This window comes from Actinoplanes solisilvae (assembly GCF_003999975.1).
GTDB lineage: Bacteria > Actinomycetota > Actinomycetes > Mycobacteriales > Micromonosporaceae > Actinoplanes > Actinoplanes solisilvae.
In genome coordinates, this window is the sequence record NZ_RJAC01000002.1 from 340,913 (window position 1) to 364,748 (window position 23,836).

The 23,836-nt window shown below is 66.6% G+C and carries 29 protein-coding genes; all 29 read right to left on the reverse strand.

Annotation, left to right across the window (positions count from 1 at the left end):
* Positions 1–133: 133 nt before the first annotated feature.
* The 29 genes from rplO to rpoB all read right to left on the reverse strand — a co-directional run bounded on the left by rplO (position 134) and on the right by rpoB (position 23,380).
* Entirely contained in the window at positions 134–583 is a 450-nt protein-coding gene (gene rplO, locus EER30_RS08415; RefSeq protein ID WP_127499776.1) for a 50S ribosomal protein L15, read from the reverse strand.
* Entirely contained in the window at positions 583–765 is a 183-nt protein-coding gene (rpmD, locus tag EER30_RS08420) for a 50S ribosomal protein L30 (protein ID WP_127499777.1), read from the reverse strand. The genes rplO and rpmD overlap by 1 nt, the downstream gene beginning before the upstream one ends.
* A complete protein-coding gene (rpsE, locus tag EER30_RS08425; protein WP_127499778.1) occupies positions 765–1,388 on the reverse strand; it encodes a 30S ribosomal protein S5 in 624 nt (207 codons plus the stop codon). The genes rpmD and rpsE overlap by 1 nt, the downstream gene beginning before the upstream one ends.
* A gap of 13 nt (positions 1,389–1,401) precedes the next feature.
* Entirely contained in the window at positions 1,402–1,797 is a 396-nt protein-coding gene (gene rplR, locus EER30_RS08430; RefSeq protein WP_127499779.1) for a 50S ribosomal protein L18, read from the reverse strand.
* A complete protein-coding gene (rplF, locus tag EER30_RS08435) occupies positions 1,794–2,333 on the reverse strand; it encodes a 50S ribosomal protein L6 (protein WP_127499780.1) in 540 nt (179 codons plus the stop codon). The genes rplR and rplF overlap by 4 nt, the downstream gene beginning before the upstream one ends.
* A gap of 17 nt (positions 2,334–2,350) precedes the next feature.
* Positions 2,351–2,758, reverse strand: a complete 408-nt coding sequence (gene rpsH, locus EER30_RS08440) for a 30S ribosomal protein S8 (RefSeq protein WP_127499781.1) — start codon at positions 2,756–2,758, stop codon at positions 2,351–2,353.
* A 119-nt stretch (positions 2,759–2,877) separates the two neighbouring features.
* Positions 2,878–3,063 carry a type Z 30S ribosomal protein S14 gene (locus tag EER30_RS08445; protein ID WP_023358191.1) on the reverse strand — a complete coding sequence of 62 codons (186 nt, stop codon included), beginning with the start codon at positions 3,061–3,063 and terminating at the stop codon, positions 2,878–2,880.
* A gap of 2 nt (positions 3,064–3,065) precedes the next feature.
* Complete coding sequence (gene rplE / locus EER30_RS08450) at positions 3,066–3,635, reverse strand: 50S ribosomal protein L5 (protein WP_127499782.1); 570 nt, start codon at positions 3,633–3,635, stop codon at positions 3,066–3,068.
* Positions 3,635–3,949 (reverse strand): 50S ribosomal protein L24, encoded by a 315-nt coding sequence (rplX, locus tag EER30_RS08455; RefSeq protein WP_127499783.1) that lies wholly within the window; start codon positions 3,947–3,949, stop codon positions 3,635–3,637. The genes rplE and rplX overlap by 1 nt, the downstream gene beginning before the upstream one ends.
* An 85-nt stretch (positions 3,950–4,034) precedes the next feature.
* A complete protein-coding gene (gene rplN / locus EER30_RS08460; protein WP_023358185.1) occupies positions 4,035–4,403 on the reverse strand; it encodes a 50S ribosomal protein L14 in 369 nt (122 codons plus the stop codon).
* Between the two features lie 99 nt (positions 4,404–4,502).
* Complete coding sequence (gene rpsQ / locus EER30_RS08465) at positions 4,503–4,775, reverse strand: 30S ribosomal protein S17 (protein WP_127499784.1); 273 nt, start codon at positions 4,773–4,775, stop codon at positions 4,503–4,505.
* Positions 4,772–5,005, reverse strand: coding sequence for a 50S ribosomal protein L29 (gene rpmC, locus EER30_RS08470; protein ID WP_127499785.1), 234 nt, complete (start codon positions 5,003–5,005; stop codon positions 4,772–4,774). The genes rpsQ and rpmC overlap by 4 nt, the downstream gene beginning before the upstream one ends.
* Positions 5,005–5,430: a 50S ribosomal protein L16 gene (rplP, locus tag EER30_RS08475; RefSeq protein ID WP_127499786.1), complete on the reverse strand. Its 426-nt coding sequence runs from the start codon at positions 5,428–5,430 to the stop codon at positions 5,005–5,007. Before rplP ends, rpmC begins: the two co-directional genes overlap by 1 nt.
* A gap of 3 nt (positions 5,431–5,433) precedes the next feature.
* A complete protein-coding gene (gene rpsC, locus EER30_RS08480) occupies positions 5,434–6,261 on the reverse strand; it encodes a 30S ribosomal protein S3 (RefSeq protein ID WP_127499787.1) in 828 nt (275 codons plus the stop codon).
* Positions 6,261–6,707 carry a 50S ribosomal protein L22 gene (rplV, locus tag EER30_RS08485; protein WP_127499788.1) on the reverse strand — a complete coding sequence of 149 codons (447 nt, stop codon included), beginning with the start codon at positions 6,705–6,707 and terminating at the stop codon, positions 6,261–6,263. The genes rpsC and rplV overlap by 1 nt, the downstream gene beginning before the upstream one ends.
* A gap of 31 nt (positions 6,708–6,738) precedes the next feature.
* The gene (gene rpsS, locus EER30_RS08490) at positions 6,739–7,020 is read right to left on the reverse strand and encodes a 30S ribosomal protein S19 (RefSeq protein ID WP_097322773.1); all 282 of its coding nucleotides are present in this window, start codon (positions 7,018–7,020) and stop codon (positions 6,739–6,741) included.
* 14 nt (positions 7,021–7,034) lie between these two features.
* On the reverse strand, positions 7,035–7,874 hold the full coding sequence (gene rplB / locus EER30_RS08495; RefSeq protein WP_097322774.1) for a 50S ribosomal protein L2: 840 nt from the start codon (positions 7,872–7,874) through the stop codon (positions 7,035–7,037).
* A 12-nt stretch (positions 7,875–7,886) separates the two neighbouring features.
* Entirely contained in the window at positions 7,887–8,189 is a 303-nt protein-coding gene (rplW, locus tag EER30_RS08500) for a 50S ribosomal protein L23 (protein WP_127499789.1), read from the reverse strand.
* On the reverse strand, positions 8,186–8,830 hold the full coding sequence (gene rplD / locus EER30_RS08505) for a 50S ribosomal protein L4 (protein ID WP_127499790.1): 645 nt from the start codon (positions 8,828–8,830) through the stop codon (positions 8,186–8,188). Before rplD ends, rplW begins: the two co-directional genes overlap by 4 nt.
* On the reverse strand, positions 8,827–9,477 hold the full coding sequence (rplC, locus tag EER30_RS08510; protein ID WP_127499791.1) for a 50S ribosomal protein L3: 651 nt from the start codon (positions 9,475–9,477) through the stop codon (positions 8,827–8,829). Before rplC ends, rplD begins: the two co-directional genes overlap by 4 nt.
* 13 nt (positions 9,478–9,490) lie before the next feature.
* Positions 9,491–9,799: a 30S ribosomal protein S10 gene (rpsJ, locus tag EER30_RS08515; RefSeq protein WP_097322778.1), complete on the reverse strand. Its 309-nt coding sequence runs from the start codon at positions 9,797–9,799 to the stop codon at positions 9,491–9,493.
* A 452-nt stretch (positions 9,800–10,251) separates the two neighbouring features.
* A complete protein-coding gene (gene tuf / locus EER30_RS08520) occupies positions 10,252–11,445 on the reverse strand; it encodes an elongation factor Tu (protein ID WP_127499792.1) in 1,194 nt (397 codons plus the stop codon).
* Positions 11,446–11,564: 119 nt separating this feature from the next.
* Complete coding sequence (fusA, locus tag EER30_RS08525) at positions 11,565–13,661, reverse strand: elongation factor G (RefSeq protein WP_127499793.1); 2,097 nt, start codon at positions 13,659–13,661, stop codon at positions 11,565–11,567.
* A gap of 90 nt (positions 13,662–13,751) precedes the next feature.
* Complete coding sequence (rpsG, locus tag EER30_RS08530) at positions 13,752–14,222, reverse strand: 30S ribosomal protein S7 (protein WP_127499794.1); 471 nt, start codon at positions 14,220–14,222, stop codon at positions 13,752–13,754.
* Between the two features lies 1 nt (position 14,223).
* A complete protein-coding gene (rpsL, locus tag EER30_RS08535) occupies positions 14,224–14,598 on the reverse strand; it encodes a 30S ribosomal protein S12 (RefSeq protein WP_014440718.1) in 375 nt (124 codons plus the stop codon).
* A 406-nt stretch (positions 14,599–15,004) separates the two neighbouring features.
* On the reverse strand, positions 15,005–15,466 hold the full coding sequence (locus EER30_RS08540) for a hypothetical protein (protein ID WP_205650142.1): 462 nt from the start codon (positions 15,464–15,466) through the stop codon (positions 15,005–15,007).
* A 78-nt stretch (positions 15,467–15,544) separates the two neighbouring features.
* A complete protein-coding gene (locus EER30_RS08545; protein WP_127500239.1) occupies positions 15,545–15,859 on the reverse strand; it encodes a hypothetical protein in 315 nt (104 codons plus the stop codon).
* A 103-nt stretch (positions 15,860–15,962) separates the two neighbouring features.
* Entirely contained in the window at positions 15,963–19,853 is a 3,891-nt protein-coding gene (locus EER30_RS08550; protein ID WP_127499795.1) for a DNA-directed RNA polymerase subunit beta', read from the reverse strand.
* 86 nt (positions 19,854–19,939) lie between these two features.
* Positions 19,940–23,380, reverse strand: coding sequence for a DNA-directed RNA polymerase subunit beta (rpoB, locus tag EER30_RS08555; RefSeq protein ID WP_127499796.1), 3,441 nt, complete (start codon positions 23,378–23,380; stop codon positions 19,940–19,942).
* Between the last annotated feature and the right edge of the window lie 456 nt (positions 23,381–23,836).

A 23,836-nucleotide genomic window follows, 5' to 3' on the forward strand; every position in this document is an offset into this window, starting at 1 on the left:
GCGCGGTGTGTCACGGTAGCCGTCACCGCGCGTAGGCATTTTCCCTGCCGGCAAAAGGCCAGGTCAGACGCCACAAAGGGGATGCTGCCCGAGCGACGCTCTCGCGGCGCCCGGGCAGTCACCCCCACAAGCCTCACAGCTCGGTGGTGGAACCACCGGCTGCGGTGATCTTCTCCTTGGCCGAGTCACTGAACGCGTGCGCCTTGATCGTCAGCGACACGCCGCCCAGCTCACCCGAGCCGAGGACCTTGACCGGCTGGTTCTTGCGAACCGCGCCGGCCTGGAACAGCTCGTCCGGTCCGACCTCGCCGCCGTTCGGGAACAGCTCGGCGAGCCGGTCCAGGTTCACGACCTGGAAGACGACCTTGTTGCGGGGCCGGTTCTTGAGCCCCTTGACCTTCGGCAGACGCATGTGCAGCGGCATCTGGCCGCCCTCGAACGCCGCGGAGACGTTCTTACGGGCGCCGGTGCCCTTGGTGCCCCGGCCGGCGGTCTTGCCCTTCGAGCCCTCACCGCGACCCACACGGGTCTTCGCGGTCTTGGCTCCGGGCGCCGGACGCAGGTGGTGGACCTTGATCGCCATTACTCGACCTCCTCAACAGTCACGAGGTGGTTCACGGCGAAGATCATGCCCCGAATCTCGGGGCGGTCCTCCTTGACCACCACATCGTTGATCCGCTTCAGGCCGAGCGACCGCAGGGAGTCCCGCTGGTTCTGCTTGCGACCGATCCCGGACCGGGTCTGGGTGACCTTCAAGCGTGCCATCAGTGCACCGCCGCTTCCGCGCGCGCCGCCAGCATGGCCGCCGGCGCCACGTCCTCGACCGGGAGACCACGGCGAGCCGCGACCTGCTCCGGCGACTCGAGGCCCTTCAGTGCGGCCACCGTCGCGTGCACGATGTTGATCGGGTTCGACGAGCCGAGGCTCTTCGACAGGATGTCGTGGATGCCGGCGCACTCGAGCACGGCGCGCACCGGGCCACCGGCGATAACACCGGTACCAGCCGACGCCGGCTTGAGGAGCACGACACCCGCGGCAGCCTCGCCGATGATCGGGTGCGGGATCGTCGCGGCGATCCGCGGAACCTTGAAGAAGTGCTTCTTGGCCTCCTCGACACCCTTGGCGATCGCCGCGGGCACCTCCTTGGCCTTTCCGTAGCCGATGCCGACCGTACCGTCGCCGTCGCCCACGATCACCAGAGCGGTGAAGCTGAAGCGACGACCACCCTTGACGACCTTGGCGACACGGTTGATCGCGACGACCCGCTCGAGATGCGGGGTCTTGTCGACGGGCGCGTTGCCGCGGCCGCCCTCACGGCGGTTGTCCCTGCGGTTGCCACCCTCGGTGTTACCGCCGGACCCGCCGCCTCGGCGCTGCTGACCAGGCATTGGTCAATCCCTCCTAGAACTCGAGTCCGGCTTCGCGAGCGGCGTCAGCCAGCGCGGCGATACGCCCCGCGTACTTGTTGCCACCGCGGTCGAAGACGACCTTGGACACGCCCGCGGCCTTGGCCCGCTCGGCGAGGAGCGCGCCGACCTTGCCGGCCTTCGCGCTCTTGTCACCCTCGCCACCCCGCAGGGAGGTGTCGAGCGTGGAGGCCGAAGCCAAGGTGTGGCCCTTGAGATCGTCGATGATCTGCGCGCTGATGTGCCGCGACGATCGGGTGACGACCAGGCGGGGCCGCTCGGCGGTACCGGCGAGGTTCCGACGGACCCGGAAGTGCCGACGCGCCTTTCCGACAGCCCGCTTGGCGGCGGCACCCGCGCCGTTGCGACGCTTGAGCAGCGTGGCGGTCACTTCTTACCTGCCTTTCCAGCCTTACGGCGGATGACCTCGCCCTGGTACTTAACGCCCTTGCCCTTGTAGGGCTCCGGCGGGCGGATCTTCCGGATGTTGGCGGCGACCTCGCCGACCAGCTGCTTGTCGATGCCCGCGACCGTGAACTGCGTCGGCCTCTCGACCGAGAACGAGATCCCGGCCGGCGGCACGACGTTCACCGGGTGCGAGAAGCCGAGGGCGAACTCGAGGTCCTTGCCCTTGGCCGTAACCCGGTAGCCGGTGCCGTTGATCTCCAGCGTCTTCTTGTAGCCCTCGGTGACGCCGACGATCATGTTGGCGACCAGGGTACGAGAGAGGCCGTGGAGCTCCTTGGCCTTACGCTCGTCGTTGGGGCGGTTGACGTGCAGCTCGGCACCGTCTCGCTCGACCGTGATCGGCTCGGCAACGGTGTGCGACAGCTCGCCCTTGGGGCCCTTGACCTTGACGGTCTGGCCCGTGATGGTGACGTCGACGCCGGCCGGGACCGGGATCGACTTACGTCCGATTCGCGACATGGTTTCTCAGTCTCCAGTTACCAGACGAAGGCGAGGACTTCCCCGCCAACGCTCCGCTTGCGGGCCTGCCGGTCGGTCAGCAGCCCCTGGGACGTCGAAATAATCGCGACGCCCAGGCCGCCGAGCACCCGCGGGAGCTCGTCGGACTTGGCGTAAACCCGGAGGCCGGGCTTCGAGACGCGCTTGATACCGGCGAGGCTGCGCTCGCGGCTCTGGCCGTACTTGAGCTCAACGACCAGACGCTTGCCGACAGCGCCTTCCTCGGGCTCCTCGGCCGACCAGGAGGCGATGTAACCCTCGGCCTTGAGGACCTCGGCGATGTTCGCCTTGATCTTCGAGAAGGGCATGGTCACCTTGTCGTGGTATGCCTGGTTGGCGTTACGCAGACGCGTCAGCATGTCTGCGATCGGGTCCGTCATCGTCATGGGTGTTCGTCAACCTTTCTCGCCGGGGTTCCCACCGGTGTGGGCGGGCCTACGGCGAAGCGGTGTAGCAAGACCAGCCTTTAGACCGCTTAGGGGCGGTGGTGGGGCGGTTGGATGGGTTACCAGGAGGCCTTCGATACGCCGGGCAGCTCACCACGGTGAGCCATGTCCCGCAGGCAAACGCGGCACAGGCCGAACTTGCGGTAGACCGAGTGCGGGCGTCCGCACTTCTGGCAGCGGGTGTACGCGCGCACGGCGAACTTCGGCTTCGCGGCCGCCTTAATGATCAGCGCCTTCTTAGCCATGCTCAGTTCTCCTTGAACGGGAAGCCCAGGAGCTTCAGGAGCGCCCGGCCCTCGTCGTCGGTGTTGGCGGTCGTGACCACCGTGATGTCCATGCCCCGCGGACGATCGATCCGGTCCTGGTCGATCTCGTGGAACACCGACTGCTCGGTCAGACCGAAGGTGTAGTTGCCGTGCCCGTCGAGCTTGCGCCCGTCGAGGCCGCGGAAGTCGCGGATACGGGGCAGCGCGATCGACAGCAGTCGGTCGAGGAACTCCCACATCCGGTCGTTGCGCAGGGTCACCTTCGCGCCGATCGGCATGCCCTCACGCAGCTTGAACTGCGCGATGGACTTGGTCGCCCGCCGAACGAGCGGCTTCTGACCGGTGATGGTGGTCAGGTCACGCACGGCGCCGTCGATCAGCTTGGCGTCGCGGGCGGCCTCGCCCACACCCATGTTCACGACGACCTTGACCAGGCCGGGAACCTGCATGGGGTTGCCGTACTTGTACTGCTCCTGAAGCGAAGCGATGACCTCAGAGCGGTACTTCTGCTTCAGGCGCGGCAGCGTCTTGGTCTCGGAAACGGCAGTCATCACAGTTCCTTACCGGTCGTACGAGCGATACGGACCTTGTTGCCGTTCTCGTCGACCTTGTAACCGATGCGGGTCGGCTTGCCCTGGTCGTCCACGATCTGCACATTCGAGATGTGGATCGCGGCTTCCTGGGTGACGATGCCACCGGTCTTCGAACCACGCTGGGTGGTACGGATGCGTTCGTGCTTCTTGACGCGGTTGACGCCCTCGACCAGGACCTTGTCCCGCGTCGGGTAGGCCGCGATGACCTTGCCCTTGGCGCCCTTGTCCTTGCCGGCGATGACGACGACCGTGTCGCCCTTCTTGATCTTCACGCCACGGCCTCCGTTCCGCTCTGACGCTGAGTGCCACAAGAGCTATTGCTGAGCCTGCTGATTCGCTCGCTGCGCTCGCTCATTGTCAGAGCACCTCCGGCGCCAGGCTGATGATCTTCATGAACCGCTTGTCGCGCAGCTCGCGCCCGACCGGGCCGAAGATGCGGGTACCGCGGGGGTCCCCGCCGTCCTTGATGATGACGGCGGCGTTCTCGTCGAAGCGGATGTACGAGCCGTCCGGACGACGCCGCTCCTTGGCGGTGCGAACGATGACCGCCTTGACGACGTCACCCTTCTTCACACCGGCACCCGGAATGGCGTCCTTGACCGTGGCCACGATGACGTCGCCGATGCTCGCATAACGGCGACCGGAGCCACCGAGCACGCGAATGCACAGAATCTCCCGTGCACCCGTGTTGTCAGCGACGCGCAGTCGCGACTCCTGCTGAATCACGTCTGTCTCCTATGTCTGCCAGTTCTCCGGTCGGTTTCACCGAAGCTTGGCGGAACGATGGCGGCCGGGCCGACCCCTCGCGGAGCCGGCCCAGCACACTCACTTGGCCTTTTCGAGGATCTCCACGACACGCCACCGCTTGGTGGCCGAGAGCGGACGGGTCTCCATCAGGAGAACCCGGTCGCCGACACCGCACGCGTTCTGCTCGTCGTGCACCTTCAGCTTGCTGGTGCGACGCAGAACCTTGCCGTAGAGCGCGTGCTTGACGCGGTCCTCGACCTCGACGACAACGGTCTTGTCCATCTTGTCGCTGACCACCAGGCCCTCGCGGACCTTGCGGTTGTTACGCGCCGGAGCGGTCTCGTCACTCATGCTGTCACCTCATCCGGCGCGACCGAGAGCCCAAGCTCACGCTCACGCATGATCGTGTAGATCTTCGCAATGTCCTTGCGGACGACCTGCAGTCGACGGTGATTGTCGAGCTGCCCGGTCGCGCCCTGCACGCGAAGATTGAACAGCTCCGCCTTGGCCTCCCGCAGACGCGAAACAAGCTCCTCACCGGAGAGTTCGCGCAGCTCGGCTGCCTTAACGCCCGCTGCCATCAGCTTTCACCCACTTCGCGTGTCACGATGCGGCACTTCATCGGGAGCTTGTGGATCGCGCGGCGCATCGCCTCGCGCGCAATCGTCTCGTTCGGGAACGACATCTCGAAGAGAATGCGGCCCGGCTTGACGTTCGCCACCCACCACTCGGGAGAACCCTTACCGGAACCCATGCGGGTTTCGGCCGGCTTCTTGGTCAGCGCCTGGTCGGGGAAGACCGAGATCCAGACCTTGCCGCCACGCTTGATGTGACGGGTCATCGCGATACGGGCCGACTCGATCTGCCGGTTGGTCACGTACGCGGGCTCCAGCGCCTGGATACCGAACTCGCCGAAGACGACCCGGTTGCCGCCCTTGGACGCGCCGTGGCGGTCCGGGTGGTGCGGCTTGCGGAAGCCCTTCGGGGGCTTACGCGGAGTCAGCATAGGTCAGCCCTCCTGCTGCGGTTCGGCCGCGGCCGGAGCAGCGGCGGTGTTCTCGGCGGCAGCCTGCTGCTGAGCAGCCCGGCCGGCCTCGGTGCCACCGGCGGTCGTGCCGGACGAACCGGAACGGCCACGACGGGGACGCTCGGCGCGGTCCGAACGGTCGCGGCGCGGACGCGCGGGCGCCTCGGGGGCAACCTCGCGACCCGGCACGGCGTCGCCCTTGTAGATCCAGACCTTCACGCCGATGCGGCCGAACGTCGTGCGGGCCTCGAAGAAGCCGTACTCGATGTTCGCGCGCAGCGTGTGCAGCGGAACGCGACCCTCACGGTAGAACTCCGTGCGGCTCATCTCCGCGCCGCCGAGGCGGCCGGAGACCTGCACCCGGATGCCCTTGCAGACCGGGTTCTTCATGGCCGACTGCATGGCCTTGCGCATCGCGCGCCGGAAGCTGACCCGGGAGGACAGCTGCTCGGCGACGCCCTGCGCCACGAGCTGCGCGTCCGACTCGGGGTTCTTCACCTCGAGGATGTTCAGCTGCACCTGCTTGCCGGTGAGCTTCTCGAGCTTGCCGCGGATCTTGTCGGCCTCCGCGCCCTTACGGCCGATGACGATGCCCGGCCGGGCGGTGTGGATGTCGACACGGACCCGGTCGCGGGTGCGCTCGATGTCCACCTTGGAGATGCCGGCGCGCTCGAGGCCCTGGGACATCATCCGGCGGATCTTGACGTCCTCGCCGATGTAGTCCTTGTAGAGCTTGTCCGCGAACCAGCGGCTCTTCCAGTCGGTGGAGATGCCGAGGCGGAACCCGGTGGGGTGAACTTTCTGGCCCATTACTCGGACTCCTCCGTGGTCTGGGGCGCGGCTGCCGGCGCAGCCTTCTTCGCCGCGGCGGCCTTCTTGGCCGGCCGTGCGACCTGGACCGCCTCGACGGCGATCGTGATGTGGCAGGTGCGCTTGCGGATCCGGTACGCCCGGCCCTGCGCCCGCGGCCGGAACCGCTTGAGCGTCGGACCCTCGTCGACGAACGCCTCGCTCACGAGGAGTGCGTCGGGGTCGAGCCGTTCGTTGTTCTCCGCGTTCGCGATAGCGCTCGCGAGCACCTTGTAGACCTGCTCGCTCGCGGACTGCGGCGCGAACTGCAGGACGATCAGAGCCTCCTTCGCGGGCAGACCGCGGACGAGGTTGACCACACGGCGTGCCTTGTTCGGCGAGATGCGGACGTGCTTCGCAACCGCGCGACTGCCCGGAAGCGCCGGTGCGTCGTTCTTCGTTGGCATCGCTGTGACCCCTTTCTTGTCCGTGGACTGACTAGCGACGACGGCTCTTGCGGTCGTCCTTCTCGTGACCCTTGAACGTGCGGGTCAGAGCGAACTCCCCGAGCTTGTGACCGACCATGGCCTCGGTGATGAACACCGGGACGTGCTTGCGCCCGTCGTGCACCGCGATCGTGTGCCCGAGCATGTCGGGGATGATCATCGAGCGCCGCGACCAGGTCTTGATGACGTTCTTCGAGTTCTTCTCGTTCTGGACTTCCACCTTCTTGAGCAGGTGGTCGTCGACGAACGGGCCCTTCTTCAGGCTGCGTGGCATCTTTTAAACTCCCGTTACCCGCGCTTGCGGGTGGCGTAGCGGCGGCGAACGATCAGCTTGTCGCTCTCCTGGCCCTTGCGGCGGGTACGACCCTCGGGCTTACCAGCCGGGTTGACCGGGTGGCGACCACCGGAGGTCTTACCCTCACCACCACCGTGCGGGTGGTCGATCGGGTTCATGGCGACACCACGGACGGTCGGGCGCTTGCCCTTCCAACGCATACGGCCGGCCTTGCCCCAGTTGATGTTCGACTGCTCGGCATTGCCGATCTCGCCGACCGTGGCACGGCACCGGATGTCGACCCGCCGGATCTCGCCCGAGGGCATACGCAGCGTGGCGTACGCGCCCTCACGGCCGAGGAGCTGGATGCCGACACCGGCCGAGCGGGCCAGCTTGGCGCCACCGCCGGGACGAAGCTCCACACCGTGGACCGTCGTACCGACCGGGATGTTGCGCAGGGGAAGGTTGTTCCCCGGCTTGATGTCCGCGCCCGGACCGGACTCGACCCGGTCGCCCTGCTTGAGGTCCTTCGGCGCGAGGATGTAGCGCTTCTCGCCGTCGGCGTAGTGCAGCAGCGCGATGCGCGACGTGCGGTTCGGGTCGTACTCGATGTGCGCGACCTTGGCCGGCACGCCGTCCTTGTCGACCCGCTTGAAGTCGATCAGCCGGTACTGCCGCTTGTGACCGCCGCCCTGGTGCCGCGTGGTGATGCGGCCGTGGACGTTGCGACCACCCTTCTTGGGCAGCGGAACCAGCAGAGACTTCTCCGGGGTGGACCGGGTCAGCTCGGCGAAGTCGGCGACGCTGGAGCCGCGACGGCCCGGCGTGGTCGGCTTGTACTTACGGATAGCCATTGTTCAAACCCCTTAGCTGACCGGGCCGCCGAAGGCCTCGATACGGTCACCGTCAGCCAGCTTGACCATCGCGCGCTTGGTCGCCTTACGCTGACCGAAGCCCGTCCGGGTGCGCTTGCGCTTGCCCTCGCGGTTCGCGGTGTTCACCGTCAGCACGCGGACATTGAAGATCTGCTGGATCGCGATCTTGATCTGGGTCTTGTTCGCGTCCGGGTGGACGAGGAACGTGTACCAGTTCTGGTCGAGAACGCTGTAGCTCTTCTCGGAGACGACCGGCTTGAGAATGATGTCGCGCGGGTCGGCGATCGTGCTCACTTGTTCTCCTCCTCGGCGGCCGGCGCGCCCAGGAACTCGTCGAGCGCGTCCTTGGTGAAGACCACCTCGTCGGCAACCAGCACGTCGTACGTGTTGAGCTGGCCGGCCTCGAGCAGGTGCACCGTCGTCTCGTTGCGCAGCGAGAGCCAGTTCAGCTCGTCGGTGCTGCTCAGCACGACCAGGACCTTGGTGGACTCGGTGGCCTTGCGCAGCGTGGCGATCGCGGCCTTGGTCGACGGCTTGTCACCGCTGACGAACGCCTCGACCACGTGCACGCGGCCCTCGCGGGCCCGGTCGGACAGGGCGCCACGCAGAGCGGCGGCCTTCATCTTCTTCGGGGTCCGCTGGCTGTAGTCGCGCGGCACGGGACCGTGCACGACGCCACCGCCGGTGAACTGCGGCGCGCGGATCGAGCCCTGGCGGGCGCGACCGGTGCCCTTCTGCTTGTACGGCTTCTTGCCGCCACCGGCGACCTCGCCGCGGGTCTTGGCCTTGGCCGTGCCCTGGCGGGCGGCGGCGAGCTGGGCCACCACGACCTGGTGCATCAGCGGGATGTTGGCCTGGACGCCGAAGATCGAGTCCGGCAGCTCCACCGAGCCGGCCTTGCTGCCCTCAACGTTGATCACGTCAACCGAGCTCACTTGGCACCGCCCTTCTTCGCCGCGGTACGGACCAGGATGAGCGCGCCCTTGGGACCGGGCACCGCACCCTTGACCAGGATCAGGTTGTTCTCGGTGTCCACCGCCTGCACGGTCAGGTTCTGCACGGTGAAGCGCTGGCTACCCATGCGACCGGCCATGCGGACACCCTTGAAGACGCGACCGGGGGTCGCGCAGGCGCCGATGGAGCCGGGCGAGCGGTGCTTGCGCTCGACACCGTGGCTGGCCTTGAGGCCGTGGAAGCCGTGGCGCTTCATGACACCGGCGTAGCCCTTACCCCGGGTCTTGCCGGTGACGTCGATCGGCGAGCCGACCGGGAAAGCGTCAACCGTGACCTCTTGGCCGAGCTCGTACTCGCCGGCGTCGACGGTGCGCAGCTCAACCACGTGGCGGCGCGGCGAAACGCCGGCCTTGGCGAAGTGACCGCCCTCAGGCTTGTTCACCTTGCGCGGGTCGATGGCACCGTAGGCCAACTGGACGGCGGAGTAGCCGTCCTTCTCATTTGTGCGGACCTGAGTCACGACACACGGGCCGGCCTGCACCACGGTCACGGGGACGACCTTGTTGTTGTCCCAGACCTGGGTCATGCCGAGCTTGGCGCCCAGGATCCCCTTTACTTGCCTGTCCATTAGTCGCAGATCCCTACAGCTTGATCTCGATGTCGACGCCAGCCGGCAGGTCGAGGCGCATGAGCGAGTCGACCGTCTTGGGAGTCGGGTCGATGATGTCGATCAGCCGCTTGTGCGTGCGCATCTCGAAGTGCTCGCGCGAGTCCTTGTACTTGTGCGGCGAGCGGATGACGCAGAAACGGTTGATCTCCGTGGGCAGCGGCACCGGGCCAGCAACCGACGCCCCGGTACGCGTCACCGTCTCCACGATCTTGCGCGCCGACGAGTCGACGACCTCGTGGTCGTAGGCCTTGAGCCGGATGCGGATCTTCTGTCCCGCCATGGTGGCTTCTGTTTCCTTCTCTCGATGCCGCTACGTGCGAAAGCGGTGGCCCTCGCATGCCCGCAGGACCGTTGATCCTGCGTTGTCCGACCCCCGCGGTCGGGCGTGTCGCGTTAACACTCAGAAATCTGCGCATGGCAGATCTCCAGATCGCGGGGATCTTGAGGTGTCAGCAGGGCGGCCAGTAAACACACCCAGACACCCGGCGAGGGTGGCCAGCTGCACAAGGCAGCTAGCCACCCCGCTCGGACGCAACCTGACTAGTATGCCGGATCGAGCCCGGCATTGCTAATCGGGGTCACCGTCGAGGGTCGTTCACCCCCACCTTGAGTCGTGAAACACAACCCGCCGAGGGTGAACGGTGAGGATTATTCGCAACGGTGGGGACCTCCGACGTTCACTTACGTGAACTCAGTGGTCCGGGCAGGTCGCGAACAACCTTCATCCTCGAATCAGACGTTGATCTTCGTGACCGTGCCGGCGCCGACGGTGCGGCCACCCTCACGGATCGCGAACTTCAGGCCCTGCTCCATGGCGATCGGCTGGATCAGCTTGACCGACATGCTGGTGGAGTCGCCCGGCATGACCATCTCGGTGCCCTCGGGCAGCGTGACGACGCCGGTGACGTCCGTGGTGCGGAAGTAGAACTGCGGGCGGTAGTTCTGGAAGAACGGCGTGTGACGGCCGCCCTCCTCCTTTGAAAGGATGTAGACCTGGCCCTCGAACTCCGTGTGAGGAGTCGTGGTGCCCGGCTTCACGACGACCATGCCGCGCTCGACGTCCTCGCGCTTGATACCGCGCAGCAGCAGACCGACGTTCTCACCCGCGCGGGCCTCGTCGAGCAGCTTGCGGAACATCTCGATGCCGGTGCAAACGGTCTTGGTCGACTTCTCGCGGATACCCACGATCTCGACCTCCTCGTTCGGCTTGAGGATGCCACGCTCGGCGCGACCGGTGACGACCGTTCCACGACCGGTGATCGTGAAGACGTCCTCGATCGGCATGAGGAACGGCTTGTCGGTGTCACGCTCGGGCTGCGGGATCGCGGTGTCGACCGCGTTCATCAGCTCCAGGAGCTTGCCGGTCCACTCCTTGTCGCCCTCGAGCGCCTTCAGAGCGGAGACGCGAACGACCGGCAGGTCGTCGCCCGGGAACTCGTAGGTGCTGAGCAGCTCGCGGACCTCGAGCTCGACGAGCTCCAGGAGCTCCTCGTCCTCGACCATGTCGCTCTTGTTCAGGGCGACGACGATGTACGGAACGCCGACCTGGCGGGCCAGGAGCACGTGCTCCTTGGTCTGCGGCATCGGGCCGTCGGTCGCGGCAACCACCAGGATCGCGCCGTCCATCTGCGCGGCACCGGTGATCATGTTCTTGATGTAGTCGGCGTGGCCGGGGCAGTCCACGTGCGCGTAGTGACGCGACGCGGTCTGGTACTCGACGTGCGCGATCGAGATCGTGATACCACGGGCCTTCTCTTCAGGCGCCTTGTCGATCTCGTCGAACGGGGTGTACGGGTTCAGGTCCGGGTATTCGTCGTGCAGGACCTTCGTGATGGCCGCAGTCAGCGTCGTCTTACCGTGGTCGATGTGACCAATGGTGCCGATGTTGACGTGCGGCTTAGTCCGCTCGAACTTCGCCTTCGCCACTGGTGTCCTCCTGTGGACTGTGGAATTACTTTTTCCCGGCACGCCCGATAAGGCGATGGGGACTCTGTCGACTGCTCGTGCGCGTGCGGCCCTCGACGGACCGCACGCGCCTCACCGCATCAGGCGCCGGTGGCCTTCGCGATGATCTCCTTCGCGACGCTCTGAGGAACCTCGGCGTAGGAGTCGAACTGCATGCTGTAGCTAGCCCGGCCGGCCGTCTTCGACCGAAGGTCGCCGACGTAGCCGAACATCTCGGAGAGCGGCACCAGAGCCTTGATGACGCGGGCGCCGGAGCGCTCCTCCATCGACTGGATGATGCCACGGCGGCTGTTGAGGTCGCCGATCACGTCGCCCATGTTGTCTTCGGGCGTGGTGACCTCGACGGCCATCATCGGCTCGAGCAGCGCGGGGTCGGCCTTGCGGGCCGCCTCCTTCATCGCGATGGAGCCGGCGATCTTGAACGCCATCTCGGACGAGTCGACCTCGTGGTACTGACCGTCGACCAGCGTGAACTTCACGCCGACCAGCGGGTAACCGGCGAGGACGCCGTACTGCAGCGAGTCCTGCGCGCCCGCGTCCACCGAGGGGATGAACTCCTTGGGGATGCGACCACCGGTCACCGCGTTGACGAACTCGTACGTGGGGCCGTCCGCGTCGAGCGACAACGGCTCGACGGTGACGACGACCTTCGCGTACTGGCCCGAGCCACCGGTCTGCTTCTTGTGCACGTAGGTGAGCTTCTCCACGGAGCCGCGGATCGTCTCACGGTACGCCACCTGCGGCTTACCGATGTTGGCCTCGACGTTGAACTCGCGGCGCATGCGGTCCACCAGGATGTCCAGGTGGAGCTCGCCCATGCCGGCGATGATCGTCTGGCCGGTCTCCTCGTCGTTGAAGACGCGGAAGGTCGGGTCCTCCTCGGCCAGGCGCTGGATCGCGGTGCCCAGCTTCTCCTGGTCCGACTTGGTCTTCGGCTCGATGGCGACCTGGATGACCGGCTCCGGGAACGTCATCGACTCGAGGACGACCTGGTTGGCCGGGTCACTGAGCGTGTCACCGGTGGTGGTCTGCTTGAGACCCTGGACGGCGATGATGTCGCCGGCCTGCGCGGAGGCACGCTCCTCGCGCTTGTTCGCGTGCATCTGGTAGATCTTGCCGATCCGCTCCTTGCGGTCCTTGGTGGAGTTGACCACCTGGGAACCGGAGTCGAGCGTGCCGGAGTAGACCCGGACGTACGTGAGCTTGCCGAGGTGCTTGTCGGTCTGGATCTTGAAGGCCAGGCCGGAGAACGGCTCGCTGTTCGACGGCTTGCGGACCATCGGCGTCTCGCCGTCGGTCGCGGTGCCCTCGATCGCCGGGACGTCCAGCGGCGACGGCAGGTAGTCGATCACGGCGTCGAGCATGGGCTGAACGCCCTTGTTCTTGAACGCCGAGCCGCAGAGCACCGGGTTGGCCTTGCTGGCGATCGTGGCGCGCCGGATGGCGGCCTTGATCTCGTCCTGCGAGACCTCTTCGCCCTCGAGGTACTTGAGCATGACCTCGTCGTCGACGTCGGCCAGCGTCTCGATCAGCTTCTCGCGCCACTCGTTCGCGGAGTCGACCAGGTCGGCCGGGATCTCCTCGATCGCGTAGTCCTCACCCTTCTGGGTCTCCCCACGCCAGGTGAGCGCGCGCATGCCGATCAGGTCGACGACACCGATGTGGTCGCCCTCGAGCCCGATCGGGATCTGGAGGACCAGCGGGGTGGCGTTGAGCCGGTCGATCATCATCTGAACGCAGCGGAAGAAGTCCGCACCGGTCCGGTCGAGCTTGTTGACGAAGCACATCCGGGGAACGTGGTACTTGTCCGCCTGACGCCACACGTTCTCGGTCTGCGGCTCCACGCCGGCCACGCCGTCGTACACCGCAACCGCACCGTCCAGCACCCGCAGCGACCGCTCCACCTCGACCGTGAAGTCGACGTGGCCGGGCGTGTCGATGATCTGGATCGTGTGGCCCTTCCACTCGCACTTGGTGGCGGCGGAAGTGATCGTGATACCGCGCTCCTGCTCCTGCTCCATCCAGTCCATGACGGCGGCGCCCTCGTGGACCTCACCGATCTTGTACGTGATGCCGGTGTAGAACAGGATTCGCTCAGTAGTCGTGGTCTTACCAGCATCGATGTGCGCCATGATGCCGATGTTGCGTACGTTGGCGAGCGCGTCTGCGGCGGCCACTTCAATCCCTACTTTTCTTCGTCGTCGTCTCGTGAACCGGTACGACTTGCGTTGTGGCCCGGCGATCACCGGGCTCACAACAGCGGGGTCTTACCAGCGGTAGTGCGCGAAGGCCTTGTTGGACTCCGCCATCTTGTGCGTGTCCTCGCGCCGCTTGACGGCGGCACCGAGGCCGTTGCTGGCGTCGAGCAGCTCGTTCTGGAGACGCTCGATCATCGTCTTCTCGCGGCGGGCCTTGGAGTACTGGACCAGCCAGCGCAGACCGAGGGTGGTCTGGCGCGGGGTGCGGACCTCGACCGGAACCTGGTAGGTCGCGCCACCGACGCGGCGGCTGCGGACCTCGAGGGTCGGCTTGACATTGTCCATCGCGCGCTTGAGGGTCACCACGGGATCGGTGCCGCTCTTCTCACGAGCACCCTCGAGGGCGCCGTAGACGATGCGCTCAGCGAGCTGACGCTTGCCGCCGATCAGGATCTTGTTGATCAGCTGAGTGACGAGCGGCGAGTTGTAAACCGGGTCCGCGACCACTGGGTGGCGCGGAGCGGGGCCCTTACGAGGCATGTCAGCTCTTCTCCTTCTTCGCGCCGTAACGGCTGCGGGCCTGCTTGCGGTTGCGGACACCCTGGGTGTCCAGCGAACCGCGGACGATCTTGTAGCGGACGCCCGGAAGGTCCTTCACTCGACCGCCTCGCACGAGCACGATCGAGTGCTCCTGCAGGTTGTGGCCGACGCCCGGGATGTACGCCGTCACCTCGATCTGGCTGCTGAGCTTCACACGAGCGACCTTGCGCAGCGCAGAGTTCGGCTTCTTGGGGGTGGTGGTGTACACGCGCGTGCACACGCCGCGTCGCTGAGGACTACCCTTCAGCGCCGGCGTCTTGGTCTTGCTCGTCTTCGCCTGACGGCCCTTTCGGACCAGCTGCTGGATCGTGGGCACCGGGTTTCTCCGCTCCCTTCGGCCGCTTCCTAGGCGGCCGCACCGTCTTGTATGGCTCTATGTGCCGGCCAGTCCCCGTTTCCGGGGATTGTCCGGCACCCGCGGTCGGGCGTGTCGTCCGGCTCACGGTCCCGCCGCGCGTCAGTTAACGCGCACCGGGTCTTGTCTTGGTCGACGCCCCGAAAGGGCGCCGGCTCGGCGCTTGGCCGCCTCGTCGCTTTACTGCCGACTCGGGCGCACGCACGAGTTGCCCGGGCAAGCCCGGGCACGAGGGGAAAGACTACCCACCTCAAGCACCCAGGTCAAAATGAAGACCGGGCGCGCGCGACGGATATCTCCGATACAAGTGTACCGGGTGCTCCACGGTGCCGACGCGGCGGTGCCACATCCCGCGTCACACCCTGGATCACATCGAAATCTGCAGCACCAGGGTCAACGCGAGAGAGAGCACAGCGATTCCCGCGCCGATCGCCCCGCAGATGATTCCGGCCATCCCCAGGCCGGCCCCGGTGAACCGCACCTGACCGGTCTGGCCCGACCGGCGGATCTGCCGGCGCGACACCACGCCGATCGCCACCGCTCCCCCGCCCGCGGCCACGCTGAGCAGCGTGAAAGCCCCGGCGACCCAGCCGCCCCAGCCCTCGGCCGAGCCGACCAGCCCGAAGCAGATCACCAGTAACGAGACCAGGATCGAGCCGATGCCGGCGATCATCGAGCCGATGGCCAGACCGGACGTGATCGGCTCGACCCGGAACTGCACCAGACCGAAGTCGGTGCCGGGCAGAACGTCGACCCGCTCCGGGCGCCACCGGCCCGAGGGGGGCGGGGGTGAGGGCACGGCGCCGTGCGCCCGCGGCTGGTTTGGCATTGAAGCATGCCCCGGCTGCGGTGATGGGACGGTCATATGAAGAGGATGTCACCCGTATGAGGCGCGGCGCACCCCGCCTCAGTCGGTGCCCGGCGAGAAGTCGGGACCGCCGGACGCCGCGGCCAGGTGCAGCAGGCCCGCGATCGACGCGATCACCAGCGAGGTCAGCGCCAGAACGATGCCCGCCCAGGCCAGCCGGCGGCCGCGCCGCACCCAGGCCGAGCCGGTCAGATAGCCCTGCGCCGCATAGGCCTGACGGTTGGCCTGCCGGGCCAGCAGCAGCGCCACGGTGGCCGGGATCACCCCACCCACGAAGGCGCCCAGCAGGAAGCCGGCCAGCCCGAGCGCGAAGACCGCTCGCGCCTTCGACGAGGGCGCGGGATCCGGGTCCATCGGGTGGCGGGTGGGTGCCGGGGCCGGAATCGTCACGTGAACCAGTCTAGGAAGGCCGAAGGGCGGCCGTGCAACGCACGACCGCCCTTCGGCACAAGGACCTTTAGCGGTACGACCCGAAATCGAAGTCGTCCAGCGGCACAGCCTGCCCGCTGGCCGGCCCGAAACCGTAGTCGGTCTCGGGGTACCCGGTCATCGAGTAGACCTTGGCCTTGGCCTCCTCGGTCGGCTCGACCCGGATGTTGCGGTACTTGGAGATACCGGTACCGGCCGGGATGAGCTTACCGATGATCACGTTCTCCTTGAGGCCGACGAGCGAGTCGCTGCGCGAGTTGATCGCCGCGTCGGTCAGCACCCGGGTCGTCTCCTGGAAGGAGGCGGCCGAGAGCCAGGAGTCGGTGGCCAGCGAGGCCTTGGTGATACCCATCAGCACCGGGCGACCGGCGGCGGGCTCGCCACCCTCGCCCACGATCCGGCGGTTCTCCGACTCGAAGAGCGCCCGGTCGACCAGGATGCCCGGCAGGAACTCCGCGGCACCCGAGTCGATGACCGTCACTCGCTTGAGCATCTGGCGAATGATGATCTCGATGTGCTTGTCGTGGATGAGCACACCCTGCGACCGGTAGACCTGCTGGACCTCGGCGGTCAGGTGAACCTGAACCGCCCGCGGGCCCATGATGCGCAGCAGCTCGTGCGGGTCGATGGTGCCCTCGGTCAGCTTCTCGCCGACGCCGACGTGGTCGCCGTCGTGGGCCCGGAGCTTGACGCGCTTGGAGATCTTGTCGTACACGATCTCCTCGCTGCCGTCGTCCGGCACCACGATGATCTTGCGCGAGCGCTCGCCGTCCTCGATGCGGATGCGTCCCGGGGTGTCGGCGATGGGCGCCTTGCCCTTGGGTACGCGGGCCTCGAAGATCTCCTGCACACGCGGCAGACCCTGGGTGATGTCCTCACCCGCGACACCACCGGTGTGGAAGGTACGCATCGTCAGCTGCGTGCCGGGCTCACCGATGGACTGGGCGGCGATGATGCCGACCGCCTCGCCGATGTCGACCGCCTTGCCGGTCGGCAGCGAACGGCCGTAGCAGGCCGCACACACGCCGAGCTTCGACTCACAGGTCAGCACCGAGCGAACCCGGACCTGCTCGACGCCGGCCGCGACCAGCTTGTCGACCATGATCGAGTTCAGGTCGTCGCCACGCGACACCACCCGGTTGCCCTGGGCGTCGTCGATGTTGTCGGCCAGCGTACGAGCGTGCACACCGGTCTCGGCGTGGACGTGCACGACCAGCGTGCCGTCCGCCTCGCGGTCGCCCACCTGCATCGGGATCGCGCGGTCGGTGCCGCAGTCCTCCTCGCGGATGATGACGTCCTGCGAGACGTCCACCAGACGACGGGTCAGGTAACCCGAGTCGGCGGTACGCAGCGCGGTGTCGGCCAGACCCTTACGGGCACCGTGCGTGGAGATGAAGTACTCCAGCACGGTCAGACCCTCGCGGTAGGACGAGGTGATCGGCCGCGGGATGATCTCACCCTTGGGGTTAGCCACCAGGCCACGGATCGCGGCGATCTGCCGGAGCTGCAGCAGGTTACCGCGGGCGCCCGAGTTGATCATGACCCAGAGCGGGTTCTCGTGCGGCAGCGAGTTCTCCATCTCCTTGGAGATCTCGTTGGTCGCCTTCGTCCAGATCTCGATCAGCTCGCCGCGACGCTCCTCGGCGGTCATGAGACCACGCTGGTACTGCTTGTCGATGCGGTCGGCCTCGGTCTGGTACTTGGCCAGGATCTCCGGCTTGCGCGGGGGACCGATGACGTCGCCCATACCGATCGTCACACCGGACCAGGTGGCCCAGTGGAAACCGGCCTCCTTGAGCGCGTCCAGGGTCGCCGCGAGGGCGACCTTGGGGAAGCGCTCGGCGAGGTCGTTGACGATCGCCGACAGCTGACCCTTGCGGATCTCGTAGTTCACGAAGCGGTAGCCCGGGGGCAGCGTCTCGTTGAACAGCACCCGGCCGAGCGTGGTCTCGACGAGCAGCGGCTCGCCCTCGACCCACTCCTCCGGAGCGGTCCACGCGTCGCCCTTGGCGCCGTTGTCGACCCCGATGACGTCGCGGAGACGGATCTTGACCGTCGCCTGCAGGTGCAGCTCGCCGTTGTCGAACGCCATCCGAGCCTCGGCGTCCGAGCTGAAGACCCGGCCCTCACCCTTGGCACCGTCGGTCTGGTGCGTCAGGTAGTAGAGGCCGATGACCATGTCCTGGGTAGGCATGGTGACGGGCTTGCCGTCGGCCGGCTTGAGGATGTTGTTCGACGAGAGCATCAGGATCCGGGCCTCGGCCTGCGCCTCGGCCGACAGCGGCACGTGCACCGCCATCTGGTCACCGTCGAAGTCGGCGTTGAACGCCGTACACACGAGCGGGTGGATCTGGATCGCCTTGCCCTCGACCAGCTGGGGCTCGAAGGCCTGGATGCCCAGGCGGTGCAGGGTCGGCGCGCGGTTCAGCAGCACCGGGTGCTCGCTGATGACCTCCTCGAGGACGTCCCACACGACCGGACGCTGACGCTCGACCATCCGCTTGGCCGACTTGATGTTCTGCGCGTGGTTCAGGTCGACCAGGCGCTTCATCACGAACGGCTTGAACAGCTCCAGCGCCATCTGCTTGGGCAGACCGCACTGGTGCAGCTTCAGGCGCGGGCCGACGACGATGACCGAACGGCCGGAGTAGTCGACGCGCTTGCCGAGCAGGTTCTGACGGAACCGGCCCTGCTTGCCCTTGAGCATGTCGGACAGCGACTTCAGCGGGCGGTTACCCGGACCGGTGACCGGCCGGCCACGACGGCCGTTGTCGAACAGCGCGTCGACGGCCTCCTGGAGCATCCGCTTCTCGTTGTTCACGATGATCTCGGGCGCGCCCAGGTCGATCAGTCGCTTGAGTCGGTTGTTCCGGTTGATGACGCGGCGGTACAGGTCGTTCAGGTCGCTGGTCGCGAAGCGGCCACCGTCGAGCTGCACCATCGGGCGCAGGTCCGGCGGGATGACCGGGACGCAGTCGAGCACCATGCCGAGCGGCGAGTTCCGCGTGTTCAGGAACGCGGCGACGACCTTGAGGCGCTTGAGCGCACGGATCTTCCGCTGGCCCTTACCGGTGCGAATGATCTCGCGCAGGTTCTCGGCCTCAGCGTCCAGGTCCATGTTCTGCAGCAGCGCCTTGATCGCCTCGGCGCCCATGCCACCGGTGAAGTACTCACCGAAGCGGTCCCGCAGCTCGCGGTAGAGCAGCTCGTCGGTGACCAGCTGCTTGGAGTCGAGCTTGCGGAAGGTGTCGAGCACCTCGTCGAGCCGGTCGATCTCGCGCTGCGCCTTGTCACGGATCTGGCGCATCTCGCGCTCGCCGGCCTCCTTGACCTTGCGGCGCACGTCGGCCTTGGCACCCTCGGCTTCGAGCTCCGAGAGGTCCTGCTCCAGCTTCGCGGCACGCTTCTCGATCTCCGAGTCGCGGCTGTTCTCGGACTGGCGCTTCTCGGCGAAGATCTCGTTCTCGATGGTGGACAGGTCGCGGTGACGCGACTCGGCGTCCACGCTCGTGACCACGTACGAGGCGAAGTAGATGATCTTCTCGAGGTCCTTGGGCGCGAGGTCGAGCAGATAGCCCAGGCGGCTCGGCACACCCTTGAAGTACCAGATGTGCGTGACCGACGCGGCCAGCTCGATGTGACCCATGCGCTCACGGCGGACCTTGGACCGGGTCACCTCGACGCCGCAGCGCTCACAGATGATGCCCTTGAACCGGACCCGCTTGTACTTGCCGCAGTAGCACTCCCAGTCCCGCTGAGGACCGAAGATCTTCTCGCAGAAGAGTCCGTCCTTCTCGGGCTTGAGCGTGCGGTAGTTGATCGTCTCGGGCTTCTTGACCTCGCCGTGCGACCACTGCCGGATGTCGTCAGCGGTAGCAAGGCCGATGCGCAACTCGTCGAAGAAGTTGACGTCGAGCACTTGGACTATCCCTCGTGTTTCGTTGCTCGGGTGAATTCAAGGCCGGCGGGGGCGGCCCCGGCCGGTGAAGGCCGGGACCGCTTCCGTCAGATCTCTTCGACGCTGCTGACGCCCTCGTTCGGGCGACGTGACAGGTCGATGCCGAGTTCCTCCGCGGCCCGGAAGACCTCGTCGTCCGTCTCGCGCATCTCGAGGGCTACACCGTCGCTGGAAAGCACCTCGACGTTCAGGCACAGCGACTGCAGCTCCTTGAGGAGCACCTTGAAGGACTCCGGGATTCCCGGCTCCGGGATGTTCTCGCCCTTGACGATGGCCTCGTAGACCTTCACGCGGCCGAGAACGTCGTCGGACTTGATGGTGAGCAGCTCCTGCAGCGCGTAAGCGGCGCCGTAGGCCTGCATCGCCCAGCACTCCATCTCGCCGAACCGCTGGCCACCGAACTGCGCCTTACCACCCAGCGGCTGCTGCGTGATCATCGAGTACGGGCCGGTCGACCGAGCGTGAATCTTGTCGTCGACCAGGTGGTTCAGCTTCAGGATGTAGACGTACCCGACCGAGACCGGGTCCGGCAGAGGCTCGCCGGAGCGGCCGTCGAACAGCTGCGCCTTGCCGTCGCCGTTGACCAGCCGCTTACCGTCGCGGTTGACCAGCGTCGACTGGAGGAGACCCTTGATCTCCTCTTCCTGCGCACCGTCGAAGACGGGGGTCGCGACGTTCGAGTCCTTGGGGGACTCGTGCGCCTCGATCGCGCGCAGCTGGCGCTTCCACTCCGCGTCGTCGCCCTCGACCTCCCAGCCGGTCTTGGCGATCCACCCGAGGTGGGTCTCCAGAACCTGGCCGATGTTCATACGCGAGGGCACACCGAGCGGGTTGAGCACGATGTCGACCGGGGTGCCGTCCTCGAGGAACGGCATGTCCTCGACGGGCAGGATCTTGGAGATGACGCCCTTGTTGCCGTGGCGGCCCGCGAGCTTGTCACCGTCCTGGATCTTGCGCTTCTGGGCCACGTAGACGCGGACCAGCTCGTTGACACCCGGGGGAAGCTCGTCGCCGTCCTCGCGCGAGAACGTGCGGACGCCGATGACCGTGCCGGTCTCGCCGTGCGGCACCTTCAGCGAGGTGTCCCGGACTTCCCGGGCCTTCTCACCGAAGATCGCGCGGAGCAGCCGCTCCTCGGGGGTCAGCTCGGTCTCGCCCTTCGGCGTGACCTTGCCGACCAGGATGTCGCCGGGGACGACCTCGGCACCGATCCGGATGATGCCGCGCTCGTCGAGGTCGGCAAGCATTTCCTCGCTGACGTTCGGGATGTCGCGGGTGATCTCTTCCGGGCCGAGCTTGGTGTCACGGGCGTCGACCTCGTGCTCCTCGATGTGGATCGAGGTGAGGACGTCCTGCTGGACGAGGCGCTGCGACAGGATGATCGCGTCCTCGTAGTTGTGACCCTCCCAGCACATGAACGCGACGAGCAGGTTGCGGCCGAGGGCCATCTCCCCCTCGTCGGTGCACGGACCGTCGGCGACGACCTGGCCGGCTTCGACCCGGTCACCCTCGAACACGACCGGCTTCTGGTTGACGCAGGAGCCGGCGTTGGAGCGGCGGAACTTGTGCAGCAGGTACGTGCGGCGGTGACCGTCGTCCTGGTGCACCGTCACGTAGTCGGCACACAGGTCCTCGACCACGCCGCCGACCTCGGCGACGACGACGTCACCGGCGTCGACCGCGGCACGGTATTCCATGCCGGTACCGACCAGCGGCGCCTCGGCCTTGACCAGCGGCACGGCCTGACGCTGCATGTTCGCGCCCATGAGCGCGCGGTTCGCGTCGTCGTGCTCGAGGAACGGGATCATCGCGGTCGCGACCGAGGTCATCTGCCGCGGCGACACGTCCATGTAGTCGACCTCCGTGCCAGGCACGTAGTCGACCTCACCGCCCTTACGGCGGACCAGGACGCGGTCGTCGGCGAAGGTGCCGTCGCTGCGCAGCGTGGCGTTCGCCTGCGCCTTGATGAACCGGTCTTCCTCGTCCGCGGTCAGGTAGTGCACCTCGTCGGTGACAACGCCCGCCTCGACCTTGCGGTAAGGCGTCTCGATGAAACCGAAGGGGTTGACCCGCGCGAACGTGGAGAGCGCGCCGATCAGGCCGATGTTCGGGCCCTCCGGCGTCTCGATCGGGCACATCCGGCCGTAGTGGGACGGGTGCACGTCACGGACCTCGAAGCCGGCCCGCTCGCGCGAGAGGCCACCGGGGCCCAGCGCGGACAGACGACGCCGGTGGGTCAGACCCGCCAGCGGGTTGGTCTGGTCCATGAACTGCGACAGCTGCGAGGTGCCGAAGAACTCCTTGATCGCCGCCACCACGGGACGGATGTTGATCAGGGTCTGCGGCGTGATCGCCTCGACGTCCTGGGTCGTCATGCGCTCGCGGACGACGCGCTCCATCCGGGACAGGCCGACGCGGACCTGGTTCTGGATGAGCTCGCCCACGGTGCGCAGACGACGGTTGCCGAAGTGGTCGATGTCGTCGGCCTCGTAGCCCTCCTCACCGGCGTGCAGCCGGCAGAGGTACTCCACGGTCTTGACGACGTCTTCCTCGGTCAGCGTGCCCCGGACGATCGGGACGTCGATCTCGAGCTTCTTGTTGAACTTGTAACGGCCGACCTTGGCGACGTCGTACCTCTTCGGGTTGAAGAAGAGGTTGTCGAGCAGGGTCTGCGCGTTCTCCCGGGTCGGGGGCTCGCCAGGGCGGAGCTTGCGGTAGATGTCGAGCAGGGCCTCGTCCTGCCCGGCGATGTGGTCCTTCTCCAGGGTGGTCATGAGGAGCTCGGACCAGCCGAAGCGCTCACGGATCTGGTCGGCCGACCAGCCGATCGCCTTGAGCAGGACGGTGACGGCCTGCCGGCGCTTGCGGTCGATCCGGACACCGACGGTGTCGCGCTTGTCGATGTCGAACTCCAGCCAGGCACCCCGGCTGGGGATGACCTTGACACTGGAGAGGTCGCGGTCGGAGGTCTTGTCCGGCTCCTTGGTGAAGTACACGCCCGGCGAGCGGACGAGCTGGCTCACCACGACGCGCTCCGTGCCGTTGATGACGAACGTCCCCTTGGGGGTCATCATCGGGAAGTCACCCATGAACACGGTCTGGCTCTTGATCTCGCCAGTCGTGTTGTTGGTGAACTCCGCGGTCACGAACAGCGGTGCGCAGTAGGTCAGATCCTTCTCCTTGCACTCCTCGATCGAGGCCTTGACCTCGTCGAAGCGCGGGGAGGAGAAGGACAGCGACATAGTGCCGGAGAAGTCCTCAATGGGACTGATCTCTTCGAGGATCTCTGCGAGGCCCGAGTGGGCGTGCGGGTCGTCCGTCGATCGAGCCTGCCAAGCCTCGTTTCCGACCAGCCAGTCGAAGGACTCCGTCTGGAGGGCCAGGAGGTTAGGAACCTCAAGTTGCTCGGTGATCCTGCCGAAAGAGACACGGCGGGGTGCGTATGCGCTCGACGTACGGCTGGTCTTCGCAGGGCGGGAAGCTGCCAAGATGCGTCCTTCCGAGGACCGGTGCTGCTGATGCGGCTGCAGCTGCGGTATGCAACTGTTTGCGTGCACTCCAACGAGCCCCCAGGAAGTCATCCGGATGGATGTCCTGGCAGGGCTCAAGACAGAAGGCAGCGCAAACTAGCAGTGTAGCCGCTCGGCTAACCGCTGTCCAGCCCACACCCGAGGGCGGCCTGCGGAACGTGTCCCGTACGCCTCTGACCTGCGCCTTTATCGGCCAGGGCCATCTGCGGGACCGCTCAACGCGGCGTCTCTCCCTCGGTGCCTCGCCCTCGGGGACCGGTAGAACCGGCTTACCCGAAGGTCGGCTGTCGCAAGCGCGGAAACTTGCTGTTGTCAGCGTGCCTGTCAGCGGACACACAGTCAAGGGCTGCGTGGTGGGTCGACTTCGCGCCGTTCTCCGCTCGGCGCGCCTTAGCGACCATACTCCACGATATG

Excerpts from the sequence above, each read along its gene's own strand:
- rpsH (WP_127499781.1), bottom strand. The coding sequence starts at position 2,758 with ATGACGATGACGGACCCGATCGCAGACATGCTGACGCGTCTGCGTAAC.
- rpsJ (WP_097322778.1), bottom strand. The coding sequence starts at position 9,799 with ATGGCGGGACAGAAGATCCGCATCCGGCTCAAGGCCTACGACCACGAG.
- rplP (WP_127499786.1), bottom strand. The coding sequence starts at position 5,430 with ATGCTGACTCCGCGTAAGCCCCCGAAGGGCTTCCGCAAGCCGCACCAC.
- rplC (WP_127499791.1), bottom strand. The coding sequence starts at position 9,477 with ATGGACAGGCAAGTAAAGGGGATCCTGGGCGCCAAGCTCGGCATGACC.
- rpmC (WP_127499785.1), bottom strand. The coding sequence starts at position 5,005 with ATGGCAGCGGGCGTTAAGGCAGCCGAGCTGCGCGAACTCTCCGGTGAG.
- EER30_RS08540 (WP_205650142.1), bottom strand. The coding sequence starts at position 15,466 with ATGCCAAACCAGCCGCGGGCGCACGGCGCCGTGCCCTCACCCCCGCCC.
- rpmD (WP_127499777.1), bottom strand. The coding sequence starts at position 765 with ATGGCACGCTTGAAGGTCACCCAGACCCGGTCCGGGATCGGTCGCAAG.
- rplO (WP_127499776.1), bottom strand. The coding sequence starts at position 583 with ATGGCGATCAAGGTCCACCACCTGCGTCCGGCGCCCGGAGCCAAGACC.
- rplB (WP_097322774.1), bottom strand. The coding sequence starts at position 7,874 with ATGGCTATCCGTAAGTACAAGCCGACCACGCCGGGCCGTCGCGGCTCC.
- rpsG (WP_127499794.1), bottom strand. The coding sequence starts at position 14,222 with ATGCCTCGTAAGGGCCCCGCTCCGCGCCACCCAGTGGTCGCGGACCCG.
- rplF (WP_127499780.1), bottom strand. The coding sequence starts at position 2,333 with ATGTCGCGAATCGGACGTAAGTCGATCCCGGTCCCGGCCGGCGTCGAC.
- rplE (WP_127499782.1), bottom strand. The coding sequence starts at position 3,635 with ATGACTGCCGTTTCCGAGACCAAGACGCTGCCGCGCCTGAAGCAGAAG.
- rpsS (WP_097322773.1), bottom strand. The coding sequence starts at position 7,020 with ATGCCACGCAGCCTGAAGAAGGGCCCGTTCGTCGACGACCACCTGCTC.
- EER30_RS08445 (WP_023358191.1), bottom strand. The coding sequence starts at position 3,063 with ATGGCTAAGAAGGCGCTGATCATTAAGGCGGCCGCGAAGCCGAAGTTC.
- rpsC (WP_127499787.1), bottom strand. The coding sequence starts at position 6,261 with ATGGGCCAGAAAGTTCACCCCACCGGGTTCCGCCTCGGCATCTCCACC.
- rpsQ (WP_127499784.1), bottom strand. The coding sequence starts at position 4,775 with ATGAGTGACGAGACCGCTCCGGCGCGTAACAACCGCAAGGTCCGCGAG.
- rpsE (WP_127499778.1), bottom strand. The coding sequence starts at position 1,388 with ATGCCTGGTCAGCAGCGCCGAGGCGGCGGGTCCGGCGGTAACACCGAG.
- rplV (WP_127499788.1), bottom strand. The coding sequence starts at position 6,707 with ATGCCAACGAAGAACGACGCACCGGCGCTTCCGGGCAGTCGCGCGGTT.
- EER30_RS08545 (WP_127500239.1), bottom strand. The coding sequence starts at position 15,859 with ATGGACCCGGATCCCGCGCCCTCGTCGAAGGCGCGAGCGGTCTTCGCG.